The organism is Polynucleobacter sp. Fuers-14, from assembly GCF_018882045.1.
Lineage (GTDB): Bacteria > Pseudomonadota > Gammaproteobacteria > Burkholderiales > Burkholderiaceae > Polynucleobacter.
In genome coordinates this window covers 190,721-213,361 of the sequence record NZ_JACVPG010000011.1, presented here as the reverse complement: position 1 = coordinate 213,361, position 22,641 = coordinate 190,721, and the positions used below count along the sequence as shown (strand labels likewise).

The following is a 22,641-nucleotide window of genomic DNA, read 5'->3' as shown; positions in this document are numbered from 1 at the left end:
TCAGACAGACGATCTGTCAACCTAATAAAAGAGTAAACACCAGATCAAACCGCGATTTTGAATCGTTAGAGCGGTTTGGGCGTTTCGCCTCTTAAGTAGTCCCGAAACATTTTTAACTCTTGCGGCGATTTATTAGCAATAGTGAGCCCTGTTACAGCAGGTGACTTAGGTTGCGAAGGTGTAATCGTTTTAGCTTGAGCAACTGGCTTAGCTACTTTTACCTGTACAGCTTGTGCTGGCCTAGCTACTGGAGCAGGCATTGCTCTTTGAGGCAAACTCACCACCTTGGGTTTAGGTAATTTTGGGGCTTTTGGCACCTTAGCTTTGGGCTTGCTGGCTTGTGTCGCCTTTTGTTTAGCCTGTGCGCTAGCTTGTTGGCTAATGGCACTCCAGGTGTTATTCATAATGACTCGCAATAATCCTAGCTGATCTTCTGCATTGGCAATCTCATACATTCTCATGGCCTTCTCCTTTCCTTATATTTATCGAATCGTCTAGGATTTAGACGATCCCCACCTAAACTTCTGTCGGCAAATGCACCACATTGTTTGCACCATACTGCCCTTGCAACAGGAAATAAGCGGCTTGACTGTTATCTGCAACTACTTGAGTTTGTACTACCCAGCCTTGGGGCTGTATGCGTACATAGGCTACATATGTTTTCATCTAATCTATCCATAGAAGAAGCACTAATACTATGATCAGTATTAGTGCTTGGCTGTTCACTTACCAAACCCAGCACGTACAGCGCCACTAGCTTGCTCTATTTGGGTGTCTAACTCTCCCGCCTCCACCGCACCCTTAATGATCTCTAAGGCTTTGATAAGCTCATCTGCAGTAGCAACTTCAACAGCCGTTTTGCCTTTTGCAAACTCAATTACGCGACTTCCATAGCGCACGTTTAAACAAACCTTGCCGTCACTAGACACAAACCACCACTGACGTACACGCTTTTGATGCTCTACGGTTTTACGTGACCCGTCATAGTCTTTCACTGATTTAAATTTCTTCACAGTAAAAGTATTACCTTCGCGCTGGGCTTTAGCTAACTGGATCTGCTCCCATACTTTTGTAGAGAGCTTATTGCGTCGCTGCAAAATGGGTGGAATAGACGTTGGCTTTTTGGAATTAACCATTTTCAAACTGTTTAATGTGCTCATTTCATTTCTCCTTTGTAGTTAATGGGCACACTTAATTTATGGTCAGAGTTTTTGGTTGGACAACCTCTTTTTGCCAATATCTGCCAGAACCAAAGGATTTATGCCAGATCTACTCTTCTTTTATTAGGTTTTGCTAAATACTTTCATGAACTACAAGAAGAAACGATTAACTGACGCACAATTTAAGATTAATAACGATCAAAAATATGACTCGAAAATCACTGATAACTTCTTAAGGGAGTGCGGACTAAACCCGCAAACCTTTACAACCATGGCAAAAGAGTTAGTTCAGGCTCGCTTAGCGGCAGTGGATTTACTCAAAAATTACTCTAATTTTTTAAACAAACATCAAACCAAGGCACTCAATAAATTCAAAGGCAAAACCGCTAACAAAAAGAAATGCAATCAACTTAGCCCTACCTTGGCTTATCCAATACTAAATCTAGCTACCAAAATCAAAAGACAGGCTCATAAACAAGAACTGCAAGCAAGGCAAACTATTCAGGAACTAAGGTACAACCAACCTTAACAAACAGGTACAAACGCGGGTTGTAATACGTCGGCTAATGAGCCCGCACTTGGCATAACTGCTCTAAAGGTTATGCGCTACAAGTAGGCCGCAGGATTCCTAGGTTTTCTAGGTTTGAAGTTTTAATTCATCTGTCTTCAATAAATCTTTTTAGAGTCGTGTTGCTGGGGAATACTTAGTACCAATCTACACGTAGCGGCGGCTATAGTACTTTTATAGTGCTATAGCCGTCGTTTGACAGAAGAATCTATTGCCCAATCAGCTAAAAGACAAAATGTGTGAGCGAAAGCGAAACACAGGACGAATGCAGTTCGTCCTTATATGTGCTCTAGCAATATGGGGTATAGACGCAAAATCACCACCATGAATCTGTAAGTACTTCATATAAATTTTTCGCAGCTCTATTTTTACAGGGCACAGGACCCATTTGGGTATCAAATCACTCGTTTAAGCGGCGATCTAGCTCACTCGCATACACGGGTAGCTGAGGGCTAAATATATGTGCTTATACGAAGGATTTAGCTGTGGCATTTAAGCCACGAAATGTAATAGTTCTGTGTTTCTATTACATTTTTCAGTTAAGTCATTGAAATTGAAAAGATCTTTGGCTGTGCCATTTTCGGTTGCCCAAACCAAACCAAAGAAAACATACTGTATTCGCTATTTCATTACTTTTTGGGAGATACATATGTCGCAAGCAAAAACATTAAACGCAACAGAACTACGCAGAGTGCTAGATCACATTGCTACACGCAAGCATTCAGCCCGCAATAGATGCGCCCTACTTTTGACCCATTTTTCGGGGATGCGTGTCGGCGAGGTTGCCGCCCTACGTATTTGTGACGTTTTAAACGACAGCGGAACGATTAAGGATGAAATTCGCTTAAAGCCAGAACAAACCAAGGGCAAATACGCCAGAACTGTATACATCAACGCTCGTATGCAAAAAGAGATTGCTCAGTACATCAAGCTAATCCGCATTACAGATACCAATAAGCCTTTGTTCTACACCCAAAAAAGAGCTGGGTTCTCAGCTAATACGCTCACTCAGTATTTTCACTTCTTATACAGACGTGCTGGACTTGAAGGTTGCAGCTCACATTCAGGCAGAAGATCATTCTTAACTTCGTTGGCGAATAAAGGTACAGCAATACACATACTGAAATCTCTTGCAGGCCATCGCAATATTAGTACGACCGCTGGATATTTGTACTCCAGCCCAGACCAAATGAAAGCCGCCGTAGAGCTAGTTTAATAACTCTCTTGCTTCTGGAAGATAGTCGCTAGTGTCCGGAAATCTGCCAACAGTTGCATTAGTGATTAACTTTTTTGTATTTTCCAGGCTATACATCAACGCACCATGTAACTTAGATCTATCGGCATCAGTCACTCTATTGGTTACTTCAGGGCTACCTAATAGTCCATGCTTTTGAGCAAACTGATATGCGATAAAACCTTCTTTAACTGATTCGGTTTGATAATCAGAATAAATTTCAAGGTCCTTTTTGATAACTTCGTAACCAAACTTTTGTCCCAGTTGGAATATTTTTGCATTGGCAGTAGTGTTATCAAAGATGCTAAATTTTCTACGCTCCTGGTAGGCTTCTTGCATCCTCAAGATTTCATCAAACTGTCTTCTCAATATTTTTATATCCAAGTGCAATGGCACCTCAAGCAGAAGCGTTGGAGGCTCATTCGGGTCTTTAGCCTGTTTAAATTTGTAGTCCAAATCCACCGGCTTAATTTCAGTAAAAGGAATTCTTTCCTTAAATATCTTATAGCCCATAACTTTCCACCACTTCTCAAAAGTCAGATTACTCAGGTCGCCAAATAACTTGCAAGTATCAGCAATTGCCTGATTCTTGAACTCTTTAGTCTTTTGGGCTTCAGCATACCAAGGCGATGCTTTAAGCACATCAAACCATGACTCATATATGGAGTTTTTAGCTTTAGAAGCTGCTGCTTCAAGGCTAAATCCGTAGATATCGTCTTCTACTGGAAAGCCTTTATAAAAATGTAACTCGTCCATAAATCCCTTCAGAAAAAGCTCTTTGAGGCGAATTCTTAAGTCGATTTTCTCGACCGAACCCCACTTTTCAAACGAAAATTTTTCTATCGCGAATAAGCAAATTTATTCGTGATTTTTTCTTAACTTAAAGGAGCATACCATGGCAACAACTAAGCAATTTATTCCATCCATTCAAAACAATGTCTTTGCTAAAAAGATTATTCAGTCTTTAAATAAACTCTCTGAGCTTCGCCAAGAGTGGGAACAAACAACGTACAAGAAGGCAACTGATGGCTTGTACTCCTTGCTCACTCACTGCTTTAAAACTTACGACTCAAATTTCGTTAATGCTACTGACGCAGATCGTAAAACCTTGCGCTTAGAGCTAATGAATCGTCTGAAAAAAGAACGTATCAAGGTAGTTCCATCCACAACAACACTAACGATGTTAATTCGTTTCGTGTTTCAGTCTGACCGCAAACGTGCTCACGTATATGGTTACGCAATCAAAGCTGCTATCTCTCATGGCGTTACTCCAGATAACTTTACCCAATGGTTGATTACCAATCATGGTATCGAGGAAGTAAAAGCAGAACTAAAAGAGTCTGATGAGACTAAGAAGAAAAAAGCTGCTTTCAAAGAGGCTAAAGATTTAGTAGATGCAGATATCGAAGAGAAAACTGCCAATCCAATCATGCAGTTTGCTCTAAAGGGAATCAAGGGTACGCACGGCATTCTGCTTGTAAAGGCAACGCCAGATGGTGAAGTAGGCGTTGTTGGCGTAGTGACCGACCCTAAAGAGTCTTTGGTAAAGGCCGTCGTCAAACAAATGGCCCAGGAAAAGACTGCGGACATGGCTGTTGATAAGGCCGTGTCAAACGAGTCTCACGATCTGTTAGCTCAGATGAAAGAAGAGGCCGCAAATCACCCGCAGCTTCGTAAAGCCGCTTAATTAAAAAGGAGAAGGAATCATGCGTGTAGCAGACAAACATAAACCAAAGAACCTCGACGAGGTGATTTACCCAAATCAAACAGTAAAGGAGCGCATCATGGCTCATGCTACTGGCGGGTTAACTGGCAACCTGATGTTATGGGGTCCCAATGGAACCTCCAAGTCAACCGTTGCTAATTTACTCCCAGCAGCAATTAGCGGTGAAAATGCCTTCGTTGAAACTAAGTCTCTCAATGTATTGATGGATCACCCTCAATTTGAAGAGATTATTTCGAAGTCTTGCCTTTTAACGACATTTACTGATAGCCATCAGTACTACATCGTTTCCCATGAGCTTGATAACTACAAAATCAAAGCCCATGAGTTTTGGGTATTGATGGACAAGTACAGCACACAAATGAAGGTCATCATCACAACCAATGACCCAATGAAGGTGCATCCAAGCATTCGTTCACGCTGCACACCAGTGCACTTTCCTGCCGTGCAGCCGCATCAAGTGCTTAAACGTGCTCAATACATTTTGCAACAAGAAGGAGTACACCTTACAGATGCGGCTGTAATGCACTATTTGAGCGCAGTTCAGCATCATGGCGATCTGCGTAAGTACTTTGAAAAGCTAGATGACCTCATCTTCTTACAAAGTAAAGGTACGCCATTTCCACCAGTACCAACGGGAACTCAGGCCGCCAATCGCCTTTCTGTAGTGCCTGTTATCAAGAAAGCTGCATAACTTAAATCACGGAACGTCTAAATCCTAGACGTTCCTCCATTGGAGATCAGATATGAAAAACGCCCCTTATACAAAAATCAATGCCTCACCTACAGAATTTGCTCATGTAGCCAATACCACCGTCATTCAAGTAACCAATGCGAAATATCGTAATTCCACGATCAATGGAGTGTTGGAACTTGCTAATGGCAAGGACTCATTTCAAATTCACGGGTCTAAGCTCTGTGCGAAGGCAAAGTTAGGGTGGTTTGGAATGGAGTTTAAAAAGGGTTTTCGCCTAATTGAGCTAAACATGGCTCAGGTGAAGGTATTGCAAAACTACACCGGCAATGTCATTGCCAAACTCGCTTAAGGAGACTGCCATGACAAAACTATGGATTGTGGCTTGCGATAGCGATGGGCATGTATTAGGGGTTTTTGACAATCAAAAAGCTGCTAATGATTGCAATGAATATTGGCATGAATACCATGAGTTAACCACAACTGAAATTGATATTACTAAAACAATGTCCGAATTTGTTGGAGTTAAAACAGAGCACGATATTGCTACCATAAGCCGCTATTACGAAGTAAAAGATGCATTGCATAAAGAGACTTCAAAGTTTCGTGATGAGTTCTTGGTTGCCAAACGCAATTATCAAAACTCAATGATCTCGTTTGTAGAAAAATACGTCGTTAAGGATAATGTAGACTTTAGCGACTTTTTAAGCGAGCAATTTAGCACCCTAGAAAGTATTCACGTCAAAAACTCAGGCGCAAATTATGTAGATATTGAAATGGTTTTAGAGTGGATCATTCGTAGCCATCTAAATTTTGTAAAGCTAGAGGAAATGCTTGAACAGTAATGAAAATAGCCTTGGTTTATATCAAGGCTATTTTTTAGTGCGATCCATTACCACTCCGAGTGGCCTAGCCTACACTTGAAAGAAAAGGGGCGCTATCTGCCAGTCAATCTTTTTGCATAAGAATCAGCATAAGCTGGAGATCTAAACAGTAGCACTGGATCACTAGTTGGGGCAATACCAGGCGCCATTACCAATGGATCAAAGTTAATTTTTTCACAAGTACCACCCTGTTGCGGGCTAGCGGAAGTTAAGGTCAAAACACCTGCTTTAATTTGCTTGCGATCAGTTGGCCAGTAGACCGTTGGGTTAAGTTGCTCATCTGTTGGCTCACCGATTGTCACAAACATATCCCAGCGAACTGCCCCTGCCTGTGTTTTGGCTGTAATGTCTTGATCCAAGAATCGAGCAGGTGCTGTTTTTAACTCCTCGTCACTAAGGCGCTTAACCCCATCCTGAGGTACAAAGTGCCACTTTACTAAAGTAGTCTTCTTATCTTTATTAATAAACTTAAAAGTATGCACGCTATAAAAATCACTATTAGCGTAACTCACTACCGGATTATTTTTCGCTAGATATTCACCAAGTGCCTTTGCATCTGGATGACTTGCTTTAAAGGCTGCCTGCTTTTCAGGATCGGGCTTTCCAGTTGCAGGATCTGGCGTATTCGCAATCACGGCATCGTAAAAAGAATTTGGAGTGGCAGCACCAAACACCGGCACATTGAGCATCGTGAAATGCTGTACGTTGCGATTAGGTAATTCAAACTCAAGGGCTAGACCGCGTGGATTTCGGGCAGTATCAGGTATTTTTAAACTACCGCCCGCTAATGAGAAGCGCCCAATAACCGGAATCGTTTTCCCGGAAAATAAGGGTGAAGTTGTATAGGCTTGAATGGACTTATCGCCAACAAAAGAGCCTGCAACGCACACTCCATTAATGTGATTTCGTCTTTGGCCTGGGGTGGTACCGAACTGCTTCTCAATGGCACCTACAACCTGATCAGCGGTTACCGCTTCTTCAGCAAGACAGGAGAATGAACTTGCCAAAGCCACAAGGGAAATAAATTTCTTCACATTATTCATGCAATCACTTTCTTAATGAATTTTTTTAGTTTTTTGCTTCTTTACGACTGACCAAATACTGCACACCCTGTGGCCCGTAGCTTTCAGAATGTTTTATATGCGGCAATAAATGAAAAACATCTCCAGGGTTATATTGGGTGGAGAACCCATCAATTGTTAAAGTGATATTGCCATCCAGTATCAAGGCATTGGCTTCAAAAGGGTGGGAATGCTCACCCATTTGCCCAGCCTTACGCTCAATCAAGATCGGTTCTGGTAACCCCTTTTCTAAAAGGGCTAATTTAAAGATTTCTTGATCCATGGTTACTTTCATTGTTATTGAGCTTTAATGTAAATAGACCAAAATCAAATACCAAATTTATGAAAAGGGAATTTGATCCAGGCTCTATCAACTGTATTTAAATGTAACACCAACCCAATAAAATTTCAGAAAGAGGCCTATGCCCGTTAAATTAGAAAAAATACTTTATACAGCTCATGTCCATACTACTGGTGGCAGGGATGGCAAAGCAGTGAGCGATGATGGCTTGCTCAATGTAGATCTTGCTCTGCCAAAAGAAATGGGGGGTGCTGGAACAGCAACCAATCCGGAGCAATTATTTGCTGCTGGCTACTCTGCATGCTTTATGGGCGCCTTAAAACGTGTAGCTGGCCTCAAAAAAGTTTCAGTACCAGCCGACATTGCTGTAGATGCCAGTATCTCAATTGGCCCCGTTCCTTCAGGTTTTGCCCTTGCGGCTAAATTGGTGGTGAGCTTGCCAGGATTGGATCGCACGGTTGCTCAGGACTTAATTGAATCCGCCCATCAAGTTTGTCCTTACTCAAATGCAACACGCGGAAATATTGAAGTAGATATTTCTTTAGCCTGATGTTAGGCAAGCCGTAATACTGTATTTGTTACATAGTAAAAAGCCCCAATTTTCTGGGGCTTTTTACTATGCAGTGCTACTAATTGCTACTTACTGCTTAAATGGCTCAAGATCGCCTGGCTTACGAAGCATCTTATTAACTTCATCCAAATGCAACTCTTCTTGAACAATCATTTCTCTTGCATACTCTTCTAATAAAACTGAATGAATTTCTTCGGCAACTTTCAGCAAATCGTAATATGCGGTTAATGCTACTTTTTCATGCGCAAGGCTTTCACGCAATATATCGCCGATGTCGTGCTGCTCTGTTTCTAGTAAAGAACCAATTTTCAGAGATGGATGGCCACCGAGAAGCGTGACCAATTCGCCAGCCTTATGAGCGTGAGCAAGACTTTCATCCGCATTGCCCTTTAGCCAAGAAACAATAGGGATGCGGTTATAGCCATAAACCATTAGCGAGTAGTGGGTATATTTCACGACCCCAGCCAATTCCAATTCCATGATTTTGTTCAATGCCTTAATTGCTAAATCGTTGCTCATAGCTTCTCCTTGATTGATTTACTTCATTTATACCCCTTTTTAAAAGGGTTGGATAAAAGCTCATCTCCAAATAAATGAGAATGATTATCACTTATGTTATATTAATGACAATCATTCTCATTTAAGCCAAAGACATTCCACAAGCCTCATGAAACTTAGCATTCAAAAATTAGTCCTTTTCACCATATTCCTAGCAACAACCTTGCTCTACTCTTTGGCCAATGCGGGTGAAGGTAACTTTGGCTGGATTTACACCCTAGACTTACAACCCAAAGGTAAAGCTGAGTTTGAACAGAGATTGCAGCTGAATAATGGGCAAGCGGCGGGCACCTATCAATCTTGGTACTCAAGATCTGAAATTGAATATGGGGTTACGGATAATTTTCAACTTGCCGGCTATTTAAATGCCTATAAAGTTACTGCAAAGAATAACTACCTCAATCCGGAAGTTTGCGACACTACCCCTTGCACGGCTGGGGCTGGCGTTCCACAAAGCGTGACGGATTCTGGAGCATCTAGCTATAGCAAGACTGGTTTGGATGGCGGCTCCATTGAAGCTATCTATCGTATCACCGACCCTATTACCTCTCCCGTTGGCATTGGCGTGTATTTCGAGCCAACCCTTGGAAGAAATGCAAACTCACTCGAGTACCGCTTATTGATGCAATCCAATTTCATTGATGATCGACTAATTTTGGCAGCGAACATAGTGGCAGAACAAGAGCAATTAAAGTCCAATGGTTTTCTACTGCAAGAATCTCAAATCGATCTTTTAGTTGGCGCTAGTTATCGTTTTATGCCAAAGCTATCCGCAGGTGTTGAAGCTCGCTTTCATAACGACTTTTATGGCTATATGTGGCAAAGCCCCACTCAAAATGCAATCTTTGCTGGCCCAAACATTCACTATGCTGAAAAGGATTGGTGGGTGACCGCCGCCTGGCGTGCTCAACTCAGCGGCGGTACTTGCCATAACAGTGGAACTGGCGACTGCTGGGGCAATAAAGTCTGGGATGGGCATACCCAAAATGAGTTCATTGTAAAAGTAGGCTTTCCACTCAACTAAATTTTCAGCAATATCAATGGAGGCAATTGAATGGGATCTCAAAACTTATTAATTGGGGCATTAAGTTACATGATTGAGTTTCAAGAAACACATTGTGGCGCCGCTAGAGAGCGGGCATATATTGCGTTTGAAGCTCTATCAGAATCCAAGGATAGCAATCCCGAGCTACGTGAGCTTTGCTTTAAAGCAAGCGAACTGCTTGCTCGCTGACTTTAAAACAGATCCTCCACTATTCTATCTATAGCACTAAAACATGAAATGGAACCCCAACCCCCTGCTGGCACTTACTGGAGTTGCTCTAGTCGGCGCACCAATCTATGCCCACGCAAAAATTTATGTGTCAGCAGATCAAGCACAAAAACTCATCTTTCCTAACAAGCAGTTCACTAAATACCCCTTAGTGCTTACTGAGGATGTCCAGGACAAGATGCAATCAGCATCAAGCGTAAGCCACCCATTTAAAGGCGATAGAACTTGGAAGGCGGCTGATGGTAGCTGGTTCATTGTGGATGAGGTAGTTGGCAAACATGAAATGATCACCTATGCGGTTGGCATCAATCCAAATGGAACTGTGCAAAACATTGAAATCATGGAGTATGTTGAATCCTATGGTTATGAGGTAGCCGAAGATAGTTGGCGCAAACAGTTTGTCGGAAAAACAGCTGAAGACCCGATCAAGTTAAAAAAAGATATTCAAAACATCTCTGGCGCCACCCTCTCTTGCAAGCATCTTACCGATGGCGTGAAGAGAATTATGGTGATGTACGAATTAGCACTAAAACCTAAGTCCAAATGATTCGCTGCAAGCCGCTACTGGGCACCTATGTAGAGATATCAATCGATGACATCTCGCATGAAGATCCTATAACAGCCATTGAGAAATCCTTTGCCGCAATAGAGCAAGTGCAATCTTTAATGGGCTTTCATAACCCCAATTCTGAATTGAGCAGAATTAATGCTCGCGCTCATCTGGAGGTTATAGAAATTCATAACTGGACTTATGCCGTACTCTCAATCGCTAAGGATATTTATCAAGCATCTAATGGCGCTTTTGACTGCGGAGTTGGCGCTCAATTGTTAAAGGCTGGACTTTTGCCAAGTCATTGCAGCAATAAGTCAGCAGAGTACGGTGGTCTGGGTGATGTTGTTCTGATGGCTCCTAACAAAATAAGATCAATCAAGCCTTTGCAATTGGATCTTGGTGGCATTGCAAAAGGATTTGCAGTAGATAAAGCTGTTGAAGCCCTTCAATCGGGTGGCGTGAGATCAGGCGCAGTAAATGCCGGTGGAGACTTAAGAGTATTTGGCTCTAGCTCTCAGTTGATTACAGTTCGCTCCCCAAAAAATCCCGAGCAACTAGTAAATGTAGGCACTCTAGAAAACGGATCTATTGCTACTAGTAGTCTATATTATGCAAACCCTCATCTAAGCCCCATCATTAATCCTACCGATATGAATCACATTCAATTTGGCGAGTCCTATTCTGTCCTTGCTCCTGAATGCGTCTATGCAGATGCTTTAACTAAAGTTTTAACAATCTCACAAGACATCAACCACCCCTGTTTTACAAAATTCTCTGCCCAAGCATTAAGGATTGCCGCATGAGAAAGCATGGTCTTGGAAAAATGCCCACTTGGCAACGCTGGTTTACGATTGCCAGCCTTACCATTTGCTCTTTATCAGGCATTGCATTTTTAGTAGGTCACGAATTCCATATTTCAAAAGCGATACTGGGGGACCATTCAGTGCTGGCTCTTCATGGAATCGCAGCAGCCTTCGCCCTCATGGCTTTTGGAACAGTGATGCCGTTTCACATCAAGGCCGGCCTTAAGGCCCACAAAAACCTAATTAGCGGACTCTCGCAATTAGCAATCTTGGCCATATTAGTTGTTACCGCTCTTTTGCTTTACTACGGCCCAGAAGAATGGCATGAAACTAGTGAGCTGACTCACTGGGTGCTGGGCCTGGCCTTCTTCGGCTTCTTTGTATTTCATGTTGTTAATTATTCAATTAAACAACCTCTAGCAAAGACTTGAATTTATCTTACAAGATTAGTAATGTCGTTTAAAACGACACTTCATTACACGCCCACTTAAATCACTTATAAGCACTTGTATTTCTTGCTGAAATTATTAGCGCGATCCATTACCGCTCCGAGATAGATTATCTTGTTCTAATTTTCGATAAGTCTTTGATGATGTCTGCGGCCATTTTTTTTGCCATTTTGAAATCAATAGGGTGAATTTTACTTATAACTGCGGCACAAGCCTCTTCCGGTCTAAGTCTTGATGCACCAATATTCTTCTCTAGGGCCTCAATATGATCTGATGATCCGCCCTTATCTCTTAAAGTTTGAATTATTTTTCTTTGCCAAATTACATCATCAGTTCTGTTAGACCACGTAGAAAAATTTACCAACTTAAATCCACTATTTTCAAATAAAGCCAAGACGAAAGTGGCGCAAGTTAATCCGGTGCCAGCGGATATGGGGAGATATTTACCCGTATCGTCAAAATAAGTATCGCCATCAAAGACAATACTATACGGAATTTCTTGCGGGAAATTAGCGACGCGAGATGCCAGCGAAACCATGTACATTTTATTAAATCGATCTAAATCACTTAGTCCAATGAAGTAGTCAGATGGCAATTCAACATCTTTCAGATCATGATGCCATGCAAGATGCAGTAGTCGAGGCGGGGCTTCCTCTTGCTTATAAAGCAAGCCTATGTGATATTGCTCACTCTCAATATTTTTAATTCCGACTCCTAGATCGATGTCGGCATTTATGATGTCTCTCGAACAAGTGACATAAAGACTACTCATCAAGCCCTTTTAATATGACTTCGGATGGTAGCTCTCGATGCCTTAACTCTCTATCAACATCATCCCTAAATTGGAACCAAGATCTAGCAAGAGACCCTTTGACGGTATAAGTTGATCGAAGTAGCGCAACAAAAACTTCAGGGGCAACAGTCTTTAGTTTTACTGATTTAAGCAAAATACTTATTTGATTAAATGATTTTTGCCCAACCAACAAATGAATTCCAGAAATTATCGTTGCAATCTCATTTGAATTAATTTTTCTACTTATAGAATTTTCAACAAGTAAGAACCAAGTTAGATCAAAATTGTGTCTCGTTGAAGGCAACTTAGATACAAAAGAACGGAAATTTTCACCAACTTCTGCAAATAAGTACTTGCCAGTTGCAGCAAGATCATCAGGAATTAAGTCCAAAGACTGAGATGAAAATTCACCTGATGTTTGCCAGCCTTCAAGACCTTTTCTCAAAAAAGGTGTGCCAGATGTTGTTGCAAGCTCCGCGTAAAGAGACTTATGGTTTGATTTTTTTGGGCTCCATTGCTTCGTGAAGCTCGTCTTGAATGCATCCCCTAAAAAGAGATCCGGCATTTGCATGGAATTGTTCGAGTAGCTCTCCAACAGCATTTACATTCATCCCTTCTGGATTCTGTTTATCCACATAAAAATCCGAGTCAATCATATACGCGGTTTTGGTCGGATCTTCCTGCCTTTTAATTAAACCATGCCTGAGGCCGACATTGCAATATTCAAGCCTTAGATTGACAAATCCCTGCTGCTCCAGCACGTCAGACTCACTTACCCTCTCAGAGTCAGCAATCTCATCCGCAATCGCAAATCCCAATAAATGGGAAGAAATTAAATCGCGCCAGTGACGGCCCTCCAATCCAATATCCTCCCTGACTATCAAGTCACGATAGCGCAAACCCAAGCGAGTCCAAAACTTTATTGGATAAAGCTCAATCAAAAGGTTGATAGCTGCTGTAAAGCGTGGCTTGAAGTCCTCCCACCCTTGGTACTGAGAACAACTCAAAGCTAAGTAGTCGCTAGCTAAAGAAATTCGCCAACATTTATCTGCGGAAGAAAAGTTATATATCGGACTAGCTGGAATATCTTCCAATCTACTGCCAGCACCTCCGATAACCACTGAAAGGGCCTCATTGAGAACTTCTAAGATCGGATAATCGCTAGCGATCTTGTTTTGAAACTCCAAAGGTAGTTGCTCTTGTATTTGTAGCAGCCTAGGAAATCTAAGTTGCACCAACACCTCAACTAGCGGATTTTTTGCGTATTGAAATCTTTCGATTGGTTTCAATTTCATTTTTTGATTATATTCTTGAGGCTTATAAAAAATGTCGTTTTAAACGACACTTTCTTCCACTACCCCCCGATAGAAGCCATAAGCTAGAAGGGTTTTTGCCAGCGAAGCCTTATTCTTCGGTACTTTGCGGGTGGTGTGTCACACGGTGTGTGCTACGGTGAAAACCTTGGTTTTCTAAGTGCTTGATTTTATTGGGGAAAGGGTCGGAAACCTCAGAACCTTGTGCTTTATGATTCCGTCGCTCTAACCAGCTGAGCTAATTCGCCGAACTCGTTATTGTAAATGATCGGCATGCATCTGTCTAAACGAATCAAGCCTTTTTGCCTTCAGGGGCGTCTAAGCGCCTATTTGATCTGAAAGGTGCTGACAGCCTCATCTCGGCCATAAAGGACATTAAATTCGATTTTCTTGGCTAAAAAGAGCTTTTTAAGGACTTCATCCTTGTTCTCAAACACAATCGCGGTTTGTTCAGGGTAATGCGAAAAAGGGTCGCTATTGACGTCTACTGCTACCCCATCAATCTTGATTTGCTTGATTGAGCGCTTATAGAACTTATCGGGACGTATAAAGATCAGACGCTTTACATATTTATCCAAGACAAGCTTTTGACCCTGCTCATTAGTCTTGAAATAGTAGACCAACTCCTCTTTGCCATTGGTAGTCATATCACGCTCTTCATCCCACTTAGCGTAAATACTCGAACTCATGGTGGCACAAAGAAATACCAAGGCCAATTGGCTCAATGCAAAAACGGATTTCTTTTGAGAGGAATTCATCCTGTGATCATATCAGCCAGATGAACACCTAAAAAGTAGAAGGCGTAATATTCTCAAATGATGAATTCATTTCTCTTGCGCCTTCTCAGTTTCCTGCTCTTGAGTAACTGCTTCCCTATCGCCGCTTCTGCAGCCCAAATCTTCATCACCAATTACCCATCAGAGGCCAATGCCAAAGTCTTTGTCACAAAGTACCAATCAGAAGCAAACTGCATTGTGTATGACGCCCAATACTCCAGTGATAACGAGCCGGGTGTTTGGTTCTATACGAAATACAAGGGCGATGCCCGTGCCGTGATTTATTACACCCAATATAAGTCTGAAGCTGATCTCATTGTGTATTTCACGAAGTACAAAAGTGATGCTCGCTGCCGTTACTAATAAATATCTCTTAAGCCCCCATTCATCTCATGAGACTTCTTTCTATATCCACCGGCAAAGTAGCTCCTTTGTTTGGCAATCACCACCCTAATTACAAATCAGTTGCTTCAGCTATTCGCAAGCAGGTGGTAAGTGATTCAGAAAATCCTGCTCCAGTTAAAATTACTCCACTAGGCATTAAAGGCGATGAACAAGCTGACCTATCGGTACATGGCGGAATTGAAAAAGCCATTTATGTTTATCCAGCAGAGCATTACATTTTCTGGAATCAACTACTCACCAGAGAAACTAAGCAGCCAGTTGATTTGCAATATGGTGCCATCGGCGAGAACTTCACGATCGAAGGCCTGCTAGAAACAGAAGTGTTTGTTGGGGATAAATTGGTTGTTGGCGAGCTTGAATTTGCTGTAGTCAAACTACGTGAGCCTTGTTTCAAATTCAACGCTGCCGTTGGTTATAAGGGTGCAAGCAAAGCCATGCTGCAGTCTGGCTTTAGTGGTTGGTATTTGCGAGTACTCAAAACTGGAGCTCTCACTGCTGGAACTGAAATTACTTTAATTCCAGGTCCAAGAGAAACCTCTATTGCCCAGCAAAATCAAAAGCTCTTAAACGGTCGCAATCAAAAAGATTTGTGGGAATAAAAAAACCCGACCATTTCTGATCGGGTTTCTTATTTGATGCAGACTAAGGAATCTTAGTCAATCCGCTTAGTCACGTGCGTAGATATCTACGTCTTTAGTTTCACGTATAAACAGTGTACCGATTACCAATGTCATCGCAGCGATGATGATTGGGTACCAGAGACCGTAGTAAATGTTACCGTTTTGCGCTACCAAGGCGAAGGAGATCGTTGGCAACAAGCCACCGAACCAACCATTACCAATGTGGTATGGCAAGGACATAGAGGTATAACGAATACGAGTTGGGAACATCTCAACTAACATCGCAGCGATTGGGCCATAAACCATGGTTACCAAGAGCACTAAGTAGACCAACAAGAGCAATACAGCAACGTAGTTAATCTGTGCTGGATCAGCCTTAACAGGATAGCCTTCCTTGTTCAAAGCCTCACGAATTGCCTTTTTAAACTCAGCATCTTTCGCTTTTGCTTCAGCAGGATCAATGCCCTTAGATGTATATCCAGGGATTTCGATATCACCAATTTTCACAACAGCAGTGGCACCAGCTGGAGCCGCAACAGTTGTATAGCTAGCAGAGTTCGAGGCCATCACTTGTTTTGCAATATCGCAAGAGCTTGTGAACTTCGCTGTACCAGTTGGGTTGAACTGGAATGTACATTCAGCCGGGTCAGCAGTAATAGTTGCTGGCGCTGTTGCCATTGCCTTTTCCAACGCTGGGTTAGCAAAGTGTGTCAAAGCATTAAACACGGAAACAGGGGTGTTAGGGATGTAAGTAATTACAGCCAATAACAAACCGCCCATGATGATCACTTTACGACCGATCTTGTCAGACAAGCTACCGAAGACCACAAAAAATGGTGTGCCGATTACTAATGAACCAGCAATCAACAAGTTCGCTGTCTTAGCATCTACTTTCAACACTTGTGTGAGGTAGAACAAAGCGTAGAACTGGCCTGTGTACCAAACTACCGCTTGACCTGCAACCAGACCAAACAATGCCAAGATCACAATCTTCAAGTTCTTCCATTGACCGAATGACTCTGTCAAAGGCGCTTTAGATAATTTGCCTTCTTCTTTCATCTTCTTGAAAGCTGGAGATTCATTCATGGACAAACGAATCCATACAGAAACTGCCAACAATCCAATAGAAACGATGAAAGGAACGCGCCAGCCCCAAACCTCAAAGTCTGGGCCAGTGAATTCACGTGTGAACAAAATCACTAGCAAGGAGAGGAACAAGCCTAAGGTAGCTGTTGTCTGAATCCAAGCTGTGTATGCACCACGACGACCATGAGGAGCGTGTTCTGCAACGTAAGTAGCAGCACCACCGTACTCACCGCCCAAAGCCAAACCTTGAAGCATACGCAATGCGATCAAGATCACTGGAGCAGCAACGCCGATAGTTGCATAGTTAGGCAGAATACCCACGATGAAAGTTGCGCCGCCCATCAATAAGATGGTTACCAAGAAGGTGTATTTACGACCAATCAAATCGCCGAGACGACCAAACACCAACGCGCCAAATGGACGCACGATGAAACCAGCAGCAAACGCTAACAAAGCGAAAATGAAGGCAGAGCCAGCATCTAGGCCAGAGAAGAATTGCTTAGCAATAATTGCCGCAAGTGAACCGTAAAGATAAAAGTCGTACCACTCAAAAACCGTACCTAAAGATGATGCAAAGATAACTTTGCGTTCTTCAGCGGTCATTGGGGCTGCTTTAGTTGATGTTGACATCAGTAGCTCCTAACTATTTTTATTAAATAAATAACAACGGATCGATTATGCTTTGAAAAAATTCAAAGAAATCCACTAGTTAGGGTAATTCCCCATCAAATAGGATCGGGGTTTTCCCGAGATATTTAGGAATTAGAGCTAGCTACGCAGCACCTATGAGCCCAGCCTTGGTGCAATTAGCGTGTTTTAGTAATAAACATTTTGGGTACGTGCAGATCCCAGTAAATAGCAGCTGCGCGCAGCCCAAAAATTCCGAGCATGCAAATCACAGAGCCCTCGACAACATACTGAGGCAAGAAGTTCAGCACCAGGACATATGCACAACAACCGAAAGTCACTGGAATGGCATAAAGCTCATGCGACATGATGAGTGTTTTTCTGCCAGCCAAGACGTCCCGTAATAGGCCGCCGCCAATTGCAGTAATCACACCCAGGATGACTGGCGCCACAGGCAGACCATAACCCATGCTCCATGCCTTATCAGCCCCCTGAATCGCAAAGAGAGCTGCGCCAAAACCATCGATATACAGCATCCACCGATAAATTTGCGGCTGGGTGAAGAAAGATTCTGCGAAGAAGGTGAGGATGCTAGCGCCGAGCGCAAGCCACACATACATTTGGTTCTCAGACCAGAAAATGGGTGCTTCTAAAATAATGTCACGAATGGTACCGCCGCCAATGGCGGTAATTAAACCCAGCACCAAGACGCCAAAGAGGTCTACACCACGATCTGCAATAGCTAAGACGCCTGTTACCGCAAAGGCCATGGTTGCGATGATGCCAATCCAGAAATTAATGTCTTCCATAACAATGAGTCTAATGCACTTTGTGAGAGCGCAGACTGGAATGACCATCCTCAATATACTGTTAGCTATGAGTGCAAATAAGGTGTTGATATGACCTCCAAGCTGTATAGCTTTTGGCGCAGCTCCGCCGCTTTTCGTGTTCGCATTGCCCTCAATCTCAAGGCTATGGATTACGAAATCATTCCCGTACATCTCGGTAAAAATGGCGGAGATCAATTGGGTGAGGAGTATGGCAAGAAAAATCCCAATCACTTAGTACCTCTTCTGGAAGATGGTGAAAAAAGCATTCATCAATCCTTAGCCATTATTGAGTACCTCGAAGAGATTCAATCTGAGCCACCACTCCTACCAACAATAGCAATTGACCGAGCATGGGTTCGCTCTGTCGCAATGGATATTGCAAGTGATATTCACCCAATCAATAATTTGCGGGTCTTACGCTACCTCATCAAAAAACTAGGTATCAGCAGTGAGGCGAAAGATGAGTGGTATGGGCACTGGATCAAGGTCGGACTGGAGAGCCTAGAAAAACAATTAAGCATTGATTCTCGTGTTGGGAAATTTGCCTATGGAGATCAACCAGGCTTGATTGATGTCTGCTTAGTGCCTCAGCTATTTAACGCACTGAGCGCAAAAGTGGATGTGAAACCCTACCCCACTCTCATGCGAATTTTTCATGAGTGCATGACGCTACCCGCCTTTATTGATGCCTCTTGGGAAAAACAATTGGATGCTGAAGGATTAAATCCCGCTGTTCCACCACAAAAATAAAGAGAGCGTCAGCAAAGAACTCACAGTAGTAATTAGTACCACTCTAGAGATCACGCTACCGTCAGCTTTGTAGTACTGCGCCAACATAAAGGGCCCCGTACCAGTTGGTAGCGCACTAAGTATCACGATAGCGCTCACCCATAATGCTGGTAGCCCCAAGATGGGGGCCGCAATGACCCAAGCAATCAAAGGTTGCAGAAGCAGCTTTGCCAAACTGATACCCCAAGCCTGAGCAGGACCGGCAGTACTTTTTTGCATCAGGAATAGACCGATGGAAACAAGAGCGCAAGGTGTCGATGCGGCTGCTAAGAATGCAATCACTTGTGCAATGGGATCGTATAAAGTTAAATCGCTGGAAGACCATAACAGGCCCGCCACTGGAGCTACTAATAAGGGATTGGTGCAAAGCGATTTAATGACGCTCAACCCAATCTCATGCGGCTTCTTATGCGACAAGATGCCAATCTCAATCAAGACTGTTGCTAAAGCAAACATGACAAACACAATGAAGGTGGAAATAATCGCGGGTGCCAAACCATCTTGGCCAAGGGCAAGTGCACACAAAGGAATGCCCATATACCCAGTATTTGAATAAGAGGCGCTGAGGCCATCGAAACTGGCTGCCGCCAAATCGCGATGACATACCCAGCTTACCAAGAGCACCAGTAGAAAAACAATTAAACAACTTAGAAAAAAAGCAGTGATGAAACCAGGCTGCCAAAGAGTTTGCCATCCGCTATTGGCGGCAAAGTTAAAGAGTTGCGCAGGCAATGCCAACCAAACTACAAAACGATTGAGCTCAACTGAAGCGTTAATACCCAACTTACCGGATCGCCCACCAATATACCCAATCAATATGAGTAGAAATACTGGGAGAACTACATTAAATACGTAGAGCAAAATATTTAACGGGTGATAGTTAAGAGATTAGGAAATTTTCTTCAGCGTCTTCATATAATGCTGCGCATTTTTGACATATCGACCAGCGATATCTTGGATGCCAGCGATCTGCTCTGGGGTCAACTCTTTTACCGCCTTAGCGGGAGTTCCCAAAATCATGGAGCCATCTGGAAATTCTTTTCCTTCGGTAACAAGCGCGCCCGCACCAACGAGACAGTTTTTTCCAATCTTTGCGCCATTCAAAATCACCGCGCCAATTCCAATCAAGCTACCGTCTCCGATGTGGCAACCATGCAGCATCACTTGATGACCAACAGTGACGTGCTTACCAATAATGAGTGGGTAGCCTGGGTCAGTGTGTAAAACAGAAGCGTCTTGCACATTACTGCCTGCGCCGATTTGAATGAGATCGTTATCGCCACGGATAACCACTTTGGGCCAGATACTCGCATCTTGATGAAGTTCAACCTTACCGATCACTTCTGCGCTGTCGGCAACCCAAGCACCCTCAGCTAAATGAGGGGCATTTCCATCTAGTTCAAATATAGCCATGACTCATTATAGGTATGAATCAGGCTATAGATGAACGACTATGCACTAAAAGCACATTACCAGTTTGGCTCGCGATCGGGCGTAGAGGAAATGCGGTGCACGCTTAAATCCGCACCTTCAAATTCTTCTTCTTGAGACATGCGAATACCCAATACTGCTTTCAGGGTGCCATAGACAATAAAGCCACCAAGGAATGCAATCCCAACACCTAAAGCACTGCCAATTAGCTGGCCAGTAAAAGTCACGCCACCAATTCCGCCCAAGGCTTTGGTGCCGAAGATGCCAGCAGCCAATCCACCCCAAAGACCGCACAAACCATGTAAGGGCCAAACACCGAGAACATCATCAATCTTCCAGCGGTTTTGAACCAACGTAAACATATATACAAACAATGCGCCGGCAACTAAGCCAACAAACAAAGCGCCAAGCGGATGCATTAAGTCTGACCCTGCGCACACTGCAACCAAACCAGCAAGTGGCCCGTTGTAGGTAAAGCCAGGATCGTTACGACCCACCGCCCAAGCAGCCAATGTTCCACCAACCATTGCCATCAATGAATTCATCGCGACCAAACCACTGATCTTGTCGATCGTTTGTGCACTCATCACATTAAAGCCAAACCAACCTACCGCTAAGATCCATGCACCCAAGGCCAAGAAAGGAATGCTTGATGGTGGATGAGCAGAAATTTGACCTTCTTTTGTGTAACGGCCACGGCGCGCGCCCAGCAAAATAACAGCAGGCAAGGCAATCCAACCACCTACTGCATGAACTACTACTGATCCTGCAAAGTCATGAAACTCTTCACCAGTAAATCCCTTGATCCAAGCCTGAATACCGTAATGCTGATTCCAAGCAATGCCTTCAAAGAATGGGTAGACAAAACCTACCAATACAAAAGTGGCAACTAGTTGCGGATTAAATTTAGCGCGCTCTGCAATGCCGCCAGAAATAATGGCAGGGATAGCAGCGGCAAAAGTCAGTAAGAAGAAAAATTTGACTAACTCGTAGCCATTCTTTTCCGCTAGCAACTCCGCCCCAGAGAAAAAGTTCACGCCATAAGCAATGCTGTAGCCAATAAAGAAATAGGCAATTGTTGAGACCGCAAAGTCCACCAAGATTTTGACTAAGGCATTGACTTGGTTCTTCTTCCGAACCGTTCCTAACTCCAAGAATGCGAAGCCTGCATGCATGGCAAGAACCATGATGGCGCCAAGCAAGATAAATAAAGCATCACTTCCAGATTTCAAAGTTTCCATGCAATTTCCCCTCTTATTTTTTGCCTCATTATGGGGAATGAAAAATCCCAAAAAGGGGCATAGCGCACCTATTTAGTGCATATGGAGAGATTTCTATGGTTTATCATCGTTTTTACATACACCTAAGGGAGAACCCATGAAAAAAATCCTCATCGCATTGGCCGCTTTAGCCGCATTTTCCGGTCTTGCTCAAGCACAAGAAACCATCAAGGTATTAAGCACTCAAGAACTTGCGAATGTTTGCAAACTTCCTGCAAGCCCAGAATCTCGTAGTTTCTGTATTGGCTTTACTACCTCTGTTTATGAAACCTATTTAGCTACTCGTCACCCACAACGTGCAAAGCCATTTATTTGCGTTAAACAACCTGCTCCAGCGCGTGATGAAGTCATTGGTGATTTTGTGAAGTTTGCAAACAACACCCCACAAGTTGCAGACAAACCAGCAGCAGGCGTTTTCTTGGGCTTCTTAGCTTCACGCTTCCCTTGCGCCAGAAAATAATCTAAGTAACTTAGACAAACGAATACCCATTTAAAGGATCAGTTGAGATGAAAAAAATTATCGCAATTACCGCAGCAACTTTAGCAATCGCTGGCTGCTCAAACATGAGCAATACAGAGCAACGCACACTTTCGGGCGCAAGCATTGGCGCAGCAGCTGGTGCTGTTGGCACCGCAATCTTCCACGGCAATCCTATCTGGGGCGCAGTTGGTGGTGCAGCAGTTGGCGCAGCATCTGGATATGTCTATGATGCTTACAAGAAAAATGAAGCTTCTAATTACAACTCTGGCTATAACGCTGGTAAAAATAATCAGCCGGCTCAGGCGCCTAATTAATAGGCCTAGCTAAGCAGAGCACCCAGGCCTATTGAGGCCCGAGTTCAGCAATACCAACCCAGCT

At 43.2% G+C, this 22,641-nt stretch carries 33 protein-coding genes; 17 read left to right on the top strand and 16 right to left on the bottom strand.

Going from position 1 to position 22,641, the window contains the following annotated elements:
• Positions 1-65: 65 nt before the first annotated feature.
• The 3 genes from ICN40_RS08200 to ICN40_RS08190 are packed head-to-tail and all read right to left on the bottom strand — an operon-like array spanning position 66 to position 1,160.
• The gene (locus tag ICN40_RS08200; RefSeq protein ID WP_216243321.1) at positions 66-461 is read right to left on the bottom strand and encodes a hypothetical protein; all 396 of its coding nucleotides are present in this window, start codon (positions 459-461) and stop codon (positions 66-68) included.
• Between the two features lie 55 nt (positions 462-516).
• The gene (locus tag ICN40_RS08195; RefSeq protein WP_161484694.1) at positions 517-666 is read right to left on the bottom strand and encodes a hypothetical protein; all 150 of its coding nucleotides are present in this window, start codon (positions 664-666) and stop codon (positions 517-519) included.
• Positions 667-722: 56 nt separating this feature from the next.
• Positions 723-1,160, bottom strand: a complete 438-nt coding sequence (locus tag ICN40_RS08190) for a DUF6641 family protein (protein WP_068319951.1) — start codon at positions 1,158-1,160, stop codon at positions 723-725.
• A 145-nt stretch (positions 1,161-1,305) separates the two neighbouring features.
• On the opposite strand from ICN40_RS08190, the gene ICN40_RS08185 reads away from it, so the two are divergent.
• Together ICN40_RS08185 and ICN40_RS08180 are read left to right on the top strand one after the other, a co-directional pair.
• Positions 1,306-1,689: a hypothetical protein gene (locus tag ICN40_RS08185; protein WP_216243320.1), complete on the top strand. Its 384-nt coding sequence runs from the start codon at positions 1,306-1,308 to the stop codon at positions 1,687-1,689.
• A gap of 688 nt (positions 1,690-2,377) precedes the next feature.
• Positions 2,378-2,944 (top strand): site-specific integrase, encoded by a 567-nt coding sequence (locus ICN40_RS08180; protein WP_216243319.1) that lies wholly within the window; start codon positions 2,378-2,380, stop codon positions 2,942-2,944.
• Here the strand turns inward: ICN40_RS08180 and ICN40_RS08175 are convergent.
• Positions 2,936-3,718 carry a hypothetical protein gene (locus ICN40_RS08175; protein ID WP_216243318.1) on the bottom strand — a complete coding sequence of 261 codons (783 nt, stop codon included), beginning with the start codon at positions 3,716-3,718 and terminating at the stop codon, positions 2,936-2,938. The genes ICN40_RS08180 and ICN40_RS08175 overlap by 9 nt on opposite strands.
• 139 nt (positions 3,719-3,857) lie before the next feature.
• Between ICN40_RS08175 and ICN40_RS08170 the strand changes: the two genes are divergently transcribed.
• The 4 genes from ICN40_RS08170 to ICN40_RS08155 are packed head-to-tail and all read left to right on the top strand — an operon-like array spanning position 3,858 to position 6,224.
• Positions 3,858-4,649, top strand: coding sequence for a hypothetical protein (locus ICN40_RS08170; protein ID WP_216243317.1), 792 nt, complete (start codon positions 3,858-3,860; stop codon positions 4,647-4,649).
• Between the two features lie 19 nt (positions 4,650-4,668).
• Positions 4,669-5,379 (top strand): AAA family ATPase, encoded by a 711-nt coding sequence (locus ICN40_RS08165; RefSeq protein ID WP_216243316.1) that lies wholly within the window; start codon positions 4,669-4,671, stop codon positions 5,377-5,379.
• 52 nt (positions 5,380-5,431) lie between these two features.
• Positions 5,432-5,731 (top strand): hypothetical protein, encoded by a 300-nt coding sequence (locus ICN40_RS08160; RefSeq protein WP_216243315.1) that lies wholly within the window; start codon positions 5,432-5,434, stop codon positions 5,729-5,731.
• A 10-nt stretch (positions 5,732-5,741) separates the two neighbouring features.
• A complete protein-coding gene (locus ICN40_RS08155; protein WP_216243314.1) occupies positions 5,742-6,224 on the top strand; it encodes a hypothetical protein in 483 nt (160 codons plus the stop codon).
• A 92-nt stretch (positions 6,225-6,316) separates the two neighbouring features.
• Here ICN40_RS08155 and ICN40_RS08150 read toward each other — a convergent pair whose 3' ends face one another.
• Positions 6,317-7,306: a catalase family peroxidase gene (locus tag ICN40_RS08150; RefSeq protein ID WP_216234740.1), complete on the bottom strand. Its 990-nt coding sequence runs from the start codon at positions 7,304-7,306 to the stop codon at positions 6,317-6,319.
• Between the two features lie 25 nt (positions 7,307-7,331).
• Positions 7,332-7,619 (bottom strand): cupin domain-containing protein, encoded by a 288-nt coding sequence (locus ICN40_RS08145; protein WP_255561292.1) that lies wholly within the window; start codon positions 7,617-7,619, stop codon positions 7,332-7,334.
• Positions 7,620-7,746: 127 nt separating this feature from the next.
• Here ICN40_RS08145 and ICN40_RS08140 point away from each other — a divergent pair, with 127 nt between their 5' ends.
• Complete coding sequence (locus tag ICN40_RS08140) at positions 7,747-8,175, top strand: organic hydroperoxide resistance protein (RefSeq protein WP_216243313.1); 429 nt, start codon at positions 7,747-7,749, stop codon at positions 8,173-8,175.
• 90 nt (positions 8,176-8,265) lie between these two features.
• On the opposite strand, the gene ICN40_RS08135 is transcribed toward ICN40_RS08140, so the two are convergent.
• Positions 8,266-8,715 carry a bacterioferritin gene (locus ICN40_RS08135; RefSeq protein WP_216243312.1) on the bottom strand — a complete coding sequence of 150 codons (450 nt, stop codon included), beginning with the start codon at positions 8,713-8,715 and terminating at the stop codon, positions 8,266-8,268.
• Between the two features lie 148 nt (positions 8,716-8,863).
• Here ICN40_RS08135 and ICN40_RS08130 point away from each other — a divergent pair, with 148 nt between their 5' ends.
• From ICN40_RS08130 to ICN40_RS08110, 5 genes are read left to right on the top strand one after another with little or no spacing between them, the layout of a single operon-like run.
• The gene (locus ICN40_RS08130; RefSeq protein WP_216243311.1) at positions 8,864-9,778 is read left to right on the top strand and encodes a DUF6662 family protein; all 915 of its coding nucleotides are present in this window, start codon (positions 8,864-8,866) and stop codon (positions 9,776-9,778) included.
• 30 nt (positions 9,779-9,808) lie between these two features.
• Complete coding sequence (locus ICN40_RS08125; protein ID WP_216243310.1) at positions 9,809-9,988, top strand: hypothetical protein; 180 nt, start codon at positions 9,809-9,811, stop codon at positions 9,986-9,988.
• Between the two features lie 43 nt (positions 9,989-10,031).
• On the top strand, positions 10,032-10,574 hold the full coding sequence (locus ICN40_RS08120; RefSeq protein WP_216243309.1) for an FMN-binding protein: 543 nt from the start codon (positions 10,032-10,034) through the stop codon (positions 10,572-10,574).
• Entirely contained in the window at positions 10,571-11,383 is an 813-nt protein-coding gene (locus ICN40_RS08115; RefSeq protein ID WP_216243308.1) for an FAD:protein FMN transferase, read from the top strand. Before ICN40_RS08120 ends, ICN40_RS08115 begins: the two co-directional genes overlap by 4 nt.
• Positions 11,380-11,814: a hypothetical protein gene (locus ICN40_RS08110; RefSeq protein ID WP_216243307.1), complete on the top strand. Its 435-nt coding sequence runs from the start codon at positions 11,380-11,382 to the stop codon at positions 11,812-11,814. The genes ICN40_RS08115 and ICN40_RS08110 overlap by 4 nt, the downstream gene beginning before the upstream one ends.
• A gap of 127 nt (positions 11,815-11,941) precedes the next feature.
• Here ICN40_RS08110 and ICN40_RS08105 read toward each other — a convergent pair whose 3' ends face one another.
• From ICN40_RS08105 to ICN40_RS08090, 4 genes are all read right to left on the bottom strand, one after another.
• Complete coding sequence (locus tag ICN40_RS08105) at positions 11,942-12,604, bottom strand: hypothetical protein (RefSeq protein ID WP_216243305.1); 663 nt, start codon at positions 12,602-12,604, stop codon at positions 11,942-11,944.
• A complete protein-coding gene (locus tag ICN40_RS08100; RefSeq protein ID WP_216243304.1) occupies positions 12,597-13,070 on the bottom strand; it encodes a hypothetical protein in 474 nt (157 codons plus the stop codon). The genes ICN40_RS08105 and ICN40_RS08100 overlap by 8 nt, the downstream gene beginning before the upstream one ends.
• A gap of 43 nt (positions 13,071-13,113) precedes the next feature.
• Positions 13,114-13,920 (bottom strand): TIGR04255 family protein, encoded by an 807-nt coding sequence (locus tag ICN40_RS08095; RefSeq protein WP_216243303.1) that lies wholly within the window; start codon positions 13,918-13,920, stop codon positions 13,114-13,116.
• A gap of 344 nt (positions 13,921-14,264) precedes the next feature.
• Positions 14,265-14,696, bottom strand: a complete 432-nt coding sequence (locus ICN40_RS08090; RefSeq protein WP_216243301.1) for a hypothetical protein — start codon at positions 14,694-14,696, stop codon at positions 14,265-14,267.
• Positions 14,697-14,753: 57 nt separating this feature from the next.
• On the opposite strand from ICN40_RS08090, the gene ICN40_RS08085 reads away from it, so the two are divergent.
• Together ICN40_RS08085 and ICN40_RS08080 are read left to right on the top strand one after the other, a co-directional pair.
• Positions 14,754-15,077 (top strand): DUF6150 family protein, encoded by a 324-nt coding sequence (locus tag ICN40_RS08085; protein ID WP_216243300.1) that lies wholly within the window; start codon positions 14,754-14,756, stop codon positions 15,075-15,077.
• Positions 15,078-15,106: 29 nt separating this feature from the next.
• Entirely contained in the window at positions 15,107-15,718 is a 612-nt protein-coding gene (locus tag ICN40_RS08080; protein ID WP_216243299.1) for an MOSC domain-containing protein, read from the top strand.
• A 66-nt stretch (positions 15,719-15,784) separates the two neighbouring features.
• Here ICN40_RS08080 and ICN40_RS08075 read toward each other — a convergent pair whose 3' ends face one another.
• Both ICN40_RS08075 and ICN40_RS08070 read right to left on the bottom strand, forming a co-directional pair.
• A complete protein-coding gene (locus ICN40_RS08075) occupies positions 15,785-17,455 on the bottom strand; it encodes an MFS transporter (RefSeq protein ID WP_216243298.1) in 1,671 nt (556 codons plus the stop codon).
• A 176-nt stretch (positions 17,456-17,631) separates the two neighbouring features.
• Positions 17,632-18,261 (bottom strand): trimeric intracellular cation channel family protein, encoded by a 630-nt coding sequence (locus ICN40_RS08070; RefSeq protein ID WP_216243297.1) that lies wholly within the window; start codon positions 18,259-18,261, stop codon positions 17,632-17,634.
• A 90-nt stretch (positions 18,262-18,351) separates the two neighbouring features.
• Between ICN40_RS08070 and maiA the strand changes: the two genes are divergently transcribed.
• A complete protein-coding gene (maiA, locus tag ICN40_RS08065; protein WP_216243296.1) occupies positions 18,352-19,032 on the top strand; it encodes a maleylacetoacetate isomerase in 681 nt (226 codons plus the stop codon).
• On the opposite strand, the gene ICN40_RS08060 is transcribed toward maiA, so the two are convergent.
• The 3 genes from ICN40_RS08060 to ICN40_RS08050 are packed head-to-tail and all read right to left on the bottom strand — an operon-like array spanning position 19,003 to position 21,743.
• Positions 19,003-19,932, bottom strand: a complete 930-nt coding sequence (locus ICN40_RS08060) for an AEC family transporter (protein WP_216860754.1) — start codon at positions 19,930-19,932, stop codon at positions 19,003-19,005. The two genes, maiA and ICN40_RS08060, sit on opposite strands and share 30 nt — an antisense overlap.
• 27 nt (positions 19,933-19,959) lie before the next feature.
• Positions 19,960-20,484 (bottom strand): gamma carbonic anhydrase family protein, encoded by a 525-nt coding sequence (locus ICN40_RS08055; protein ID WP_216243295.1) that lies wholly within the window; start codon positions 20,482-20,484, stop codon positions 19,960-19,962.
• A 56-nt stretch (positions 20,485-20,540) separates the two neighbouring features.
• A complete protein-coding gene (locus ICN40_RS08050) occupies positions 20,541-21,743 on the bottom strand; it encodes an ammonium transporter (protein ID WP_216243294.1) in 1,203 nt (400 codons plus the stop codon).
• Between the two features lie 136 nt (positions 21,744-21,879).
• Here ICN40_RS08050 and ICN40_RS08045 point away from each other — a divergent pair, with 136 nt between their 5' ends.
• Both ICN40_RS08045 and ICN40_RS08040 read left to right on the top strand, forming a co-directional pair.
• Complete coding sequence (locus ICN40_RS08045) at positions 21,880-22,242, top strand: Rap1a/Tai family immunity protein (RefSeq protein ID WP_072582900.1); 363 nt, start codon at positions 21,880-21,882, stop codon at positions 22,240-22,242.
• Between the two features lie 47 nt (positions 22,243-22,289).
• Positions 22,290-22,577 carry a glycine zipper domain-containing protein gene (locus ICN40_RS08040; protein ID WP_215391629.1) on the top strand — a complete coding sequence of 96 codons (288 nt, stop codon included), beginning with the start codon at positions 22,290-22,292 and terminating at the stop codon, positions 22,575-22,577.
• The last annotated feature ends 64 nt before the right edge of the window (positions 22,578-22,641 follow it).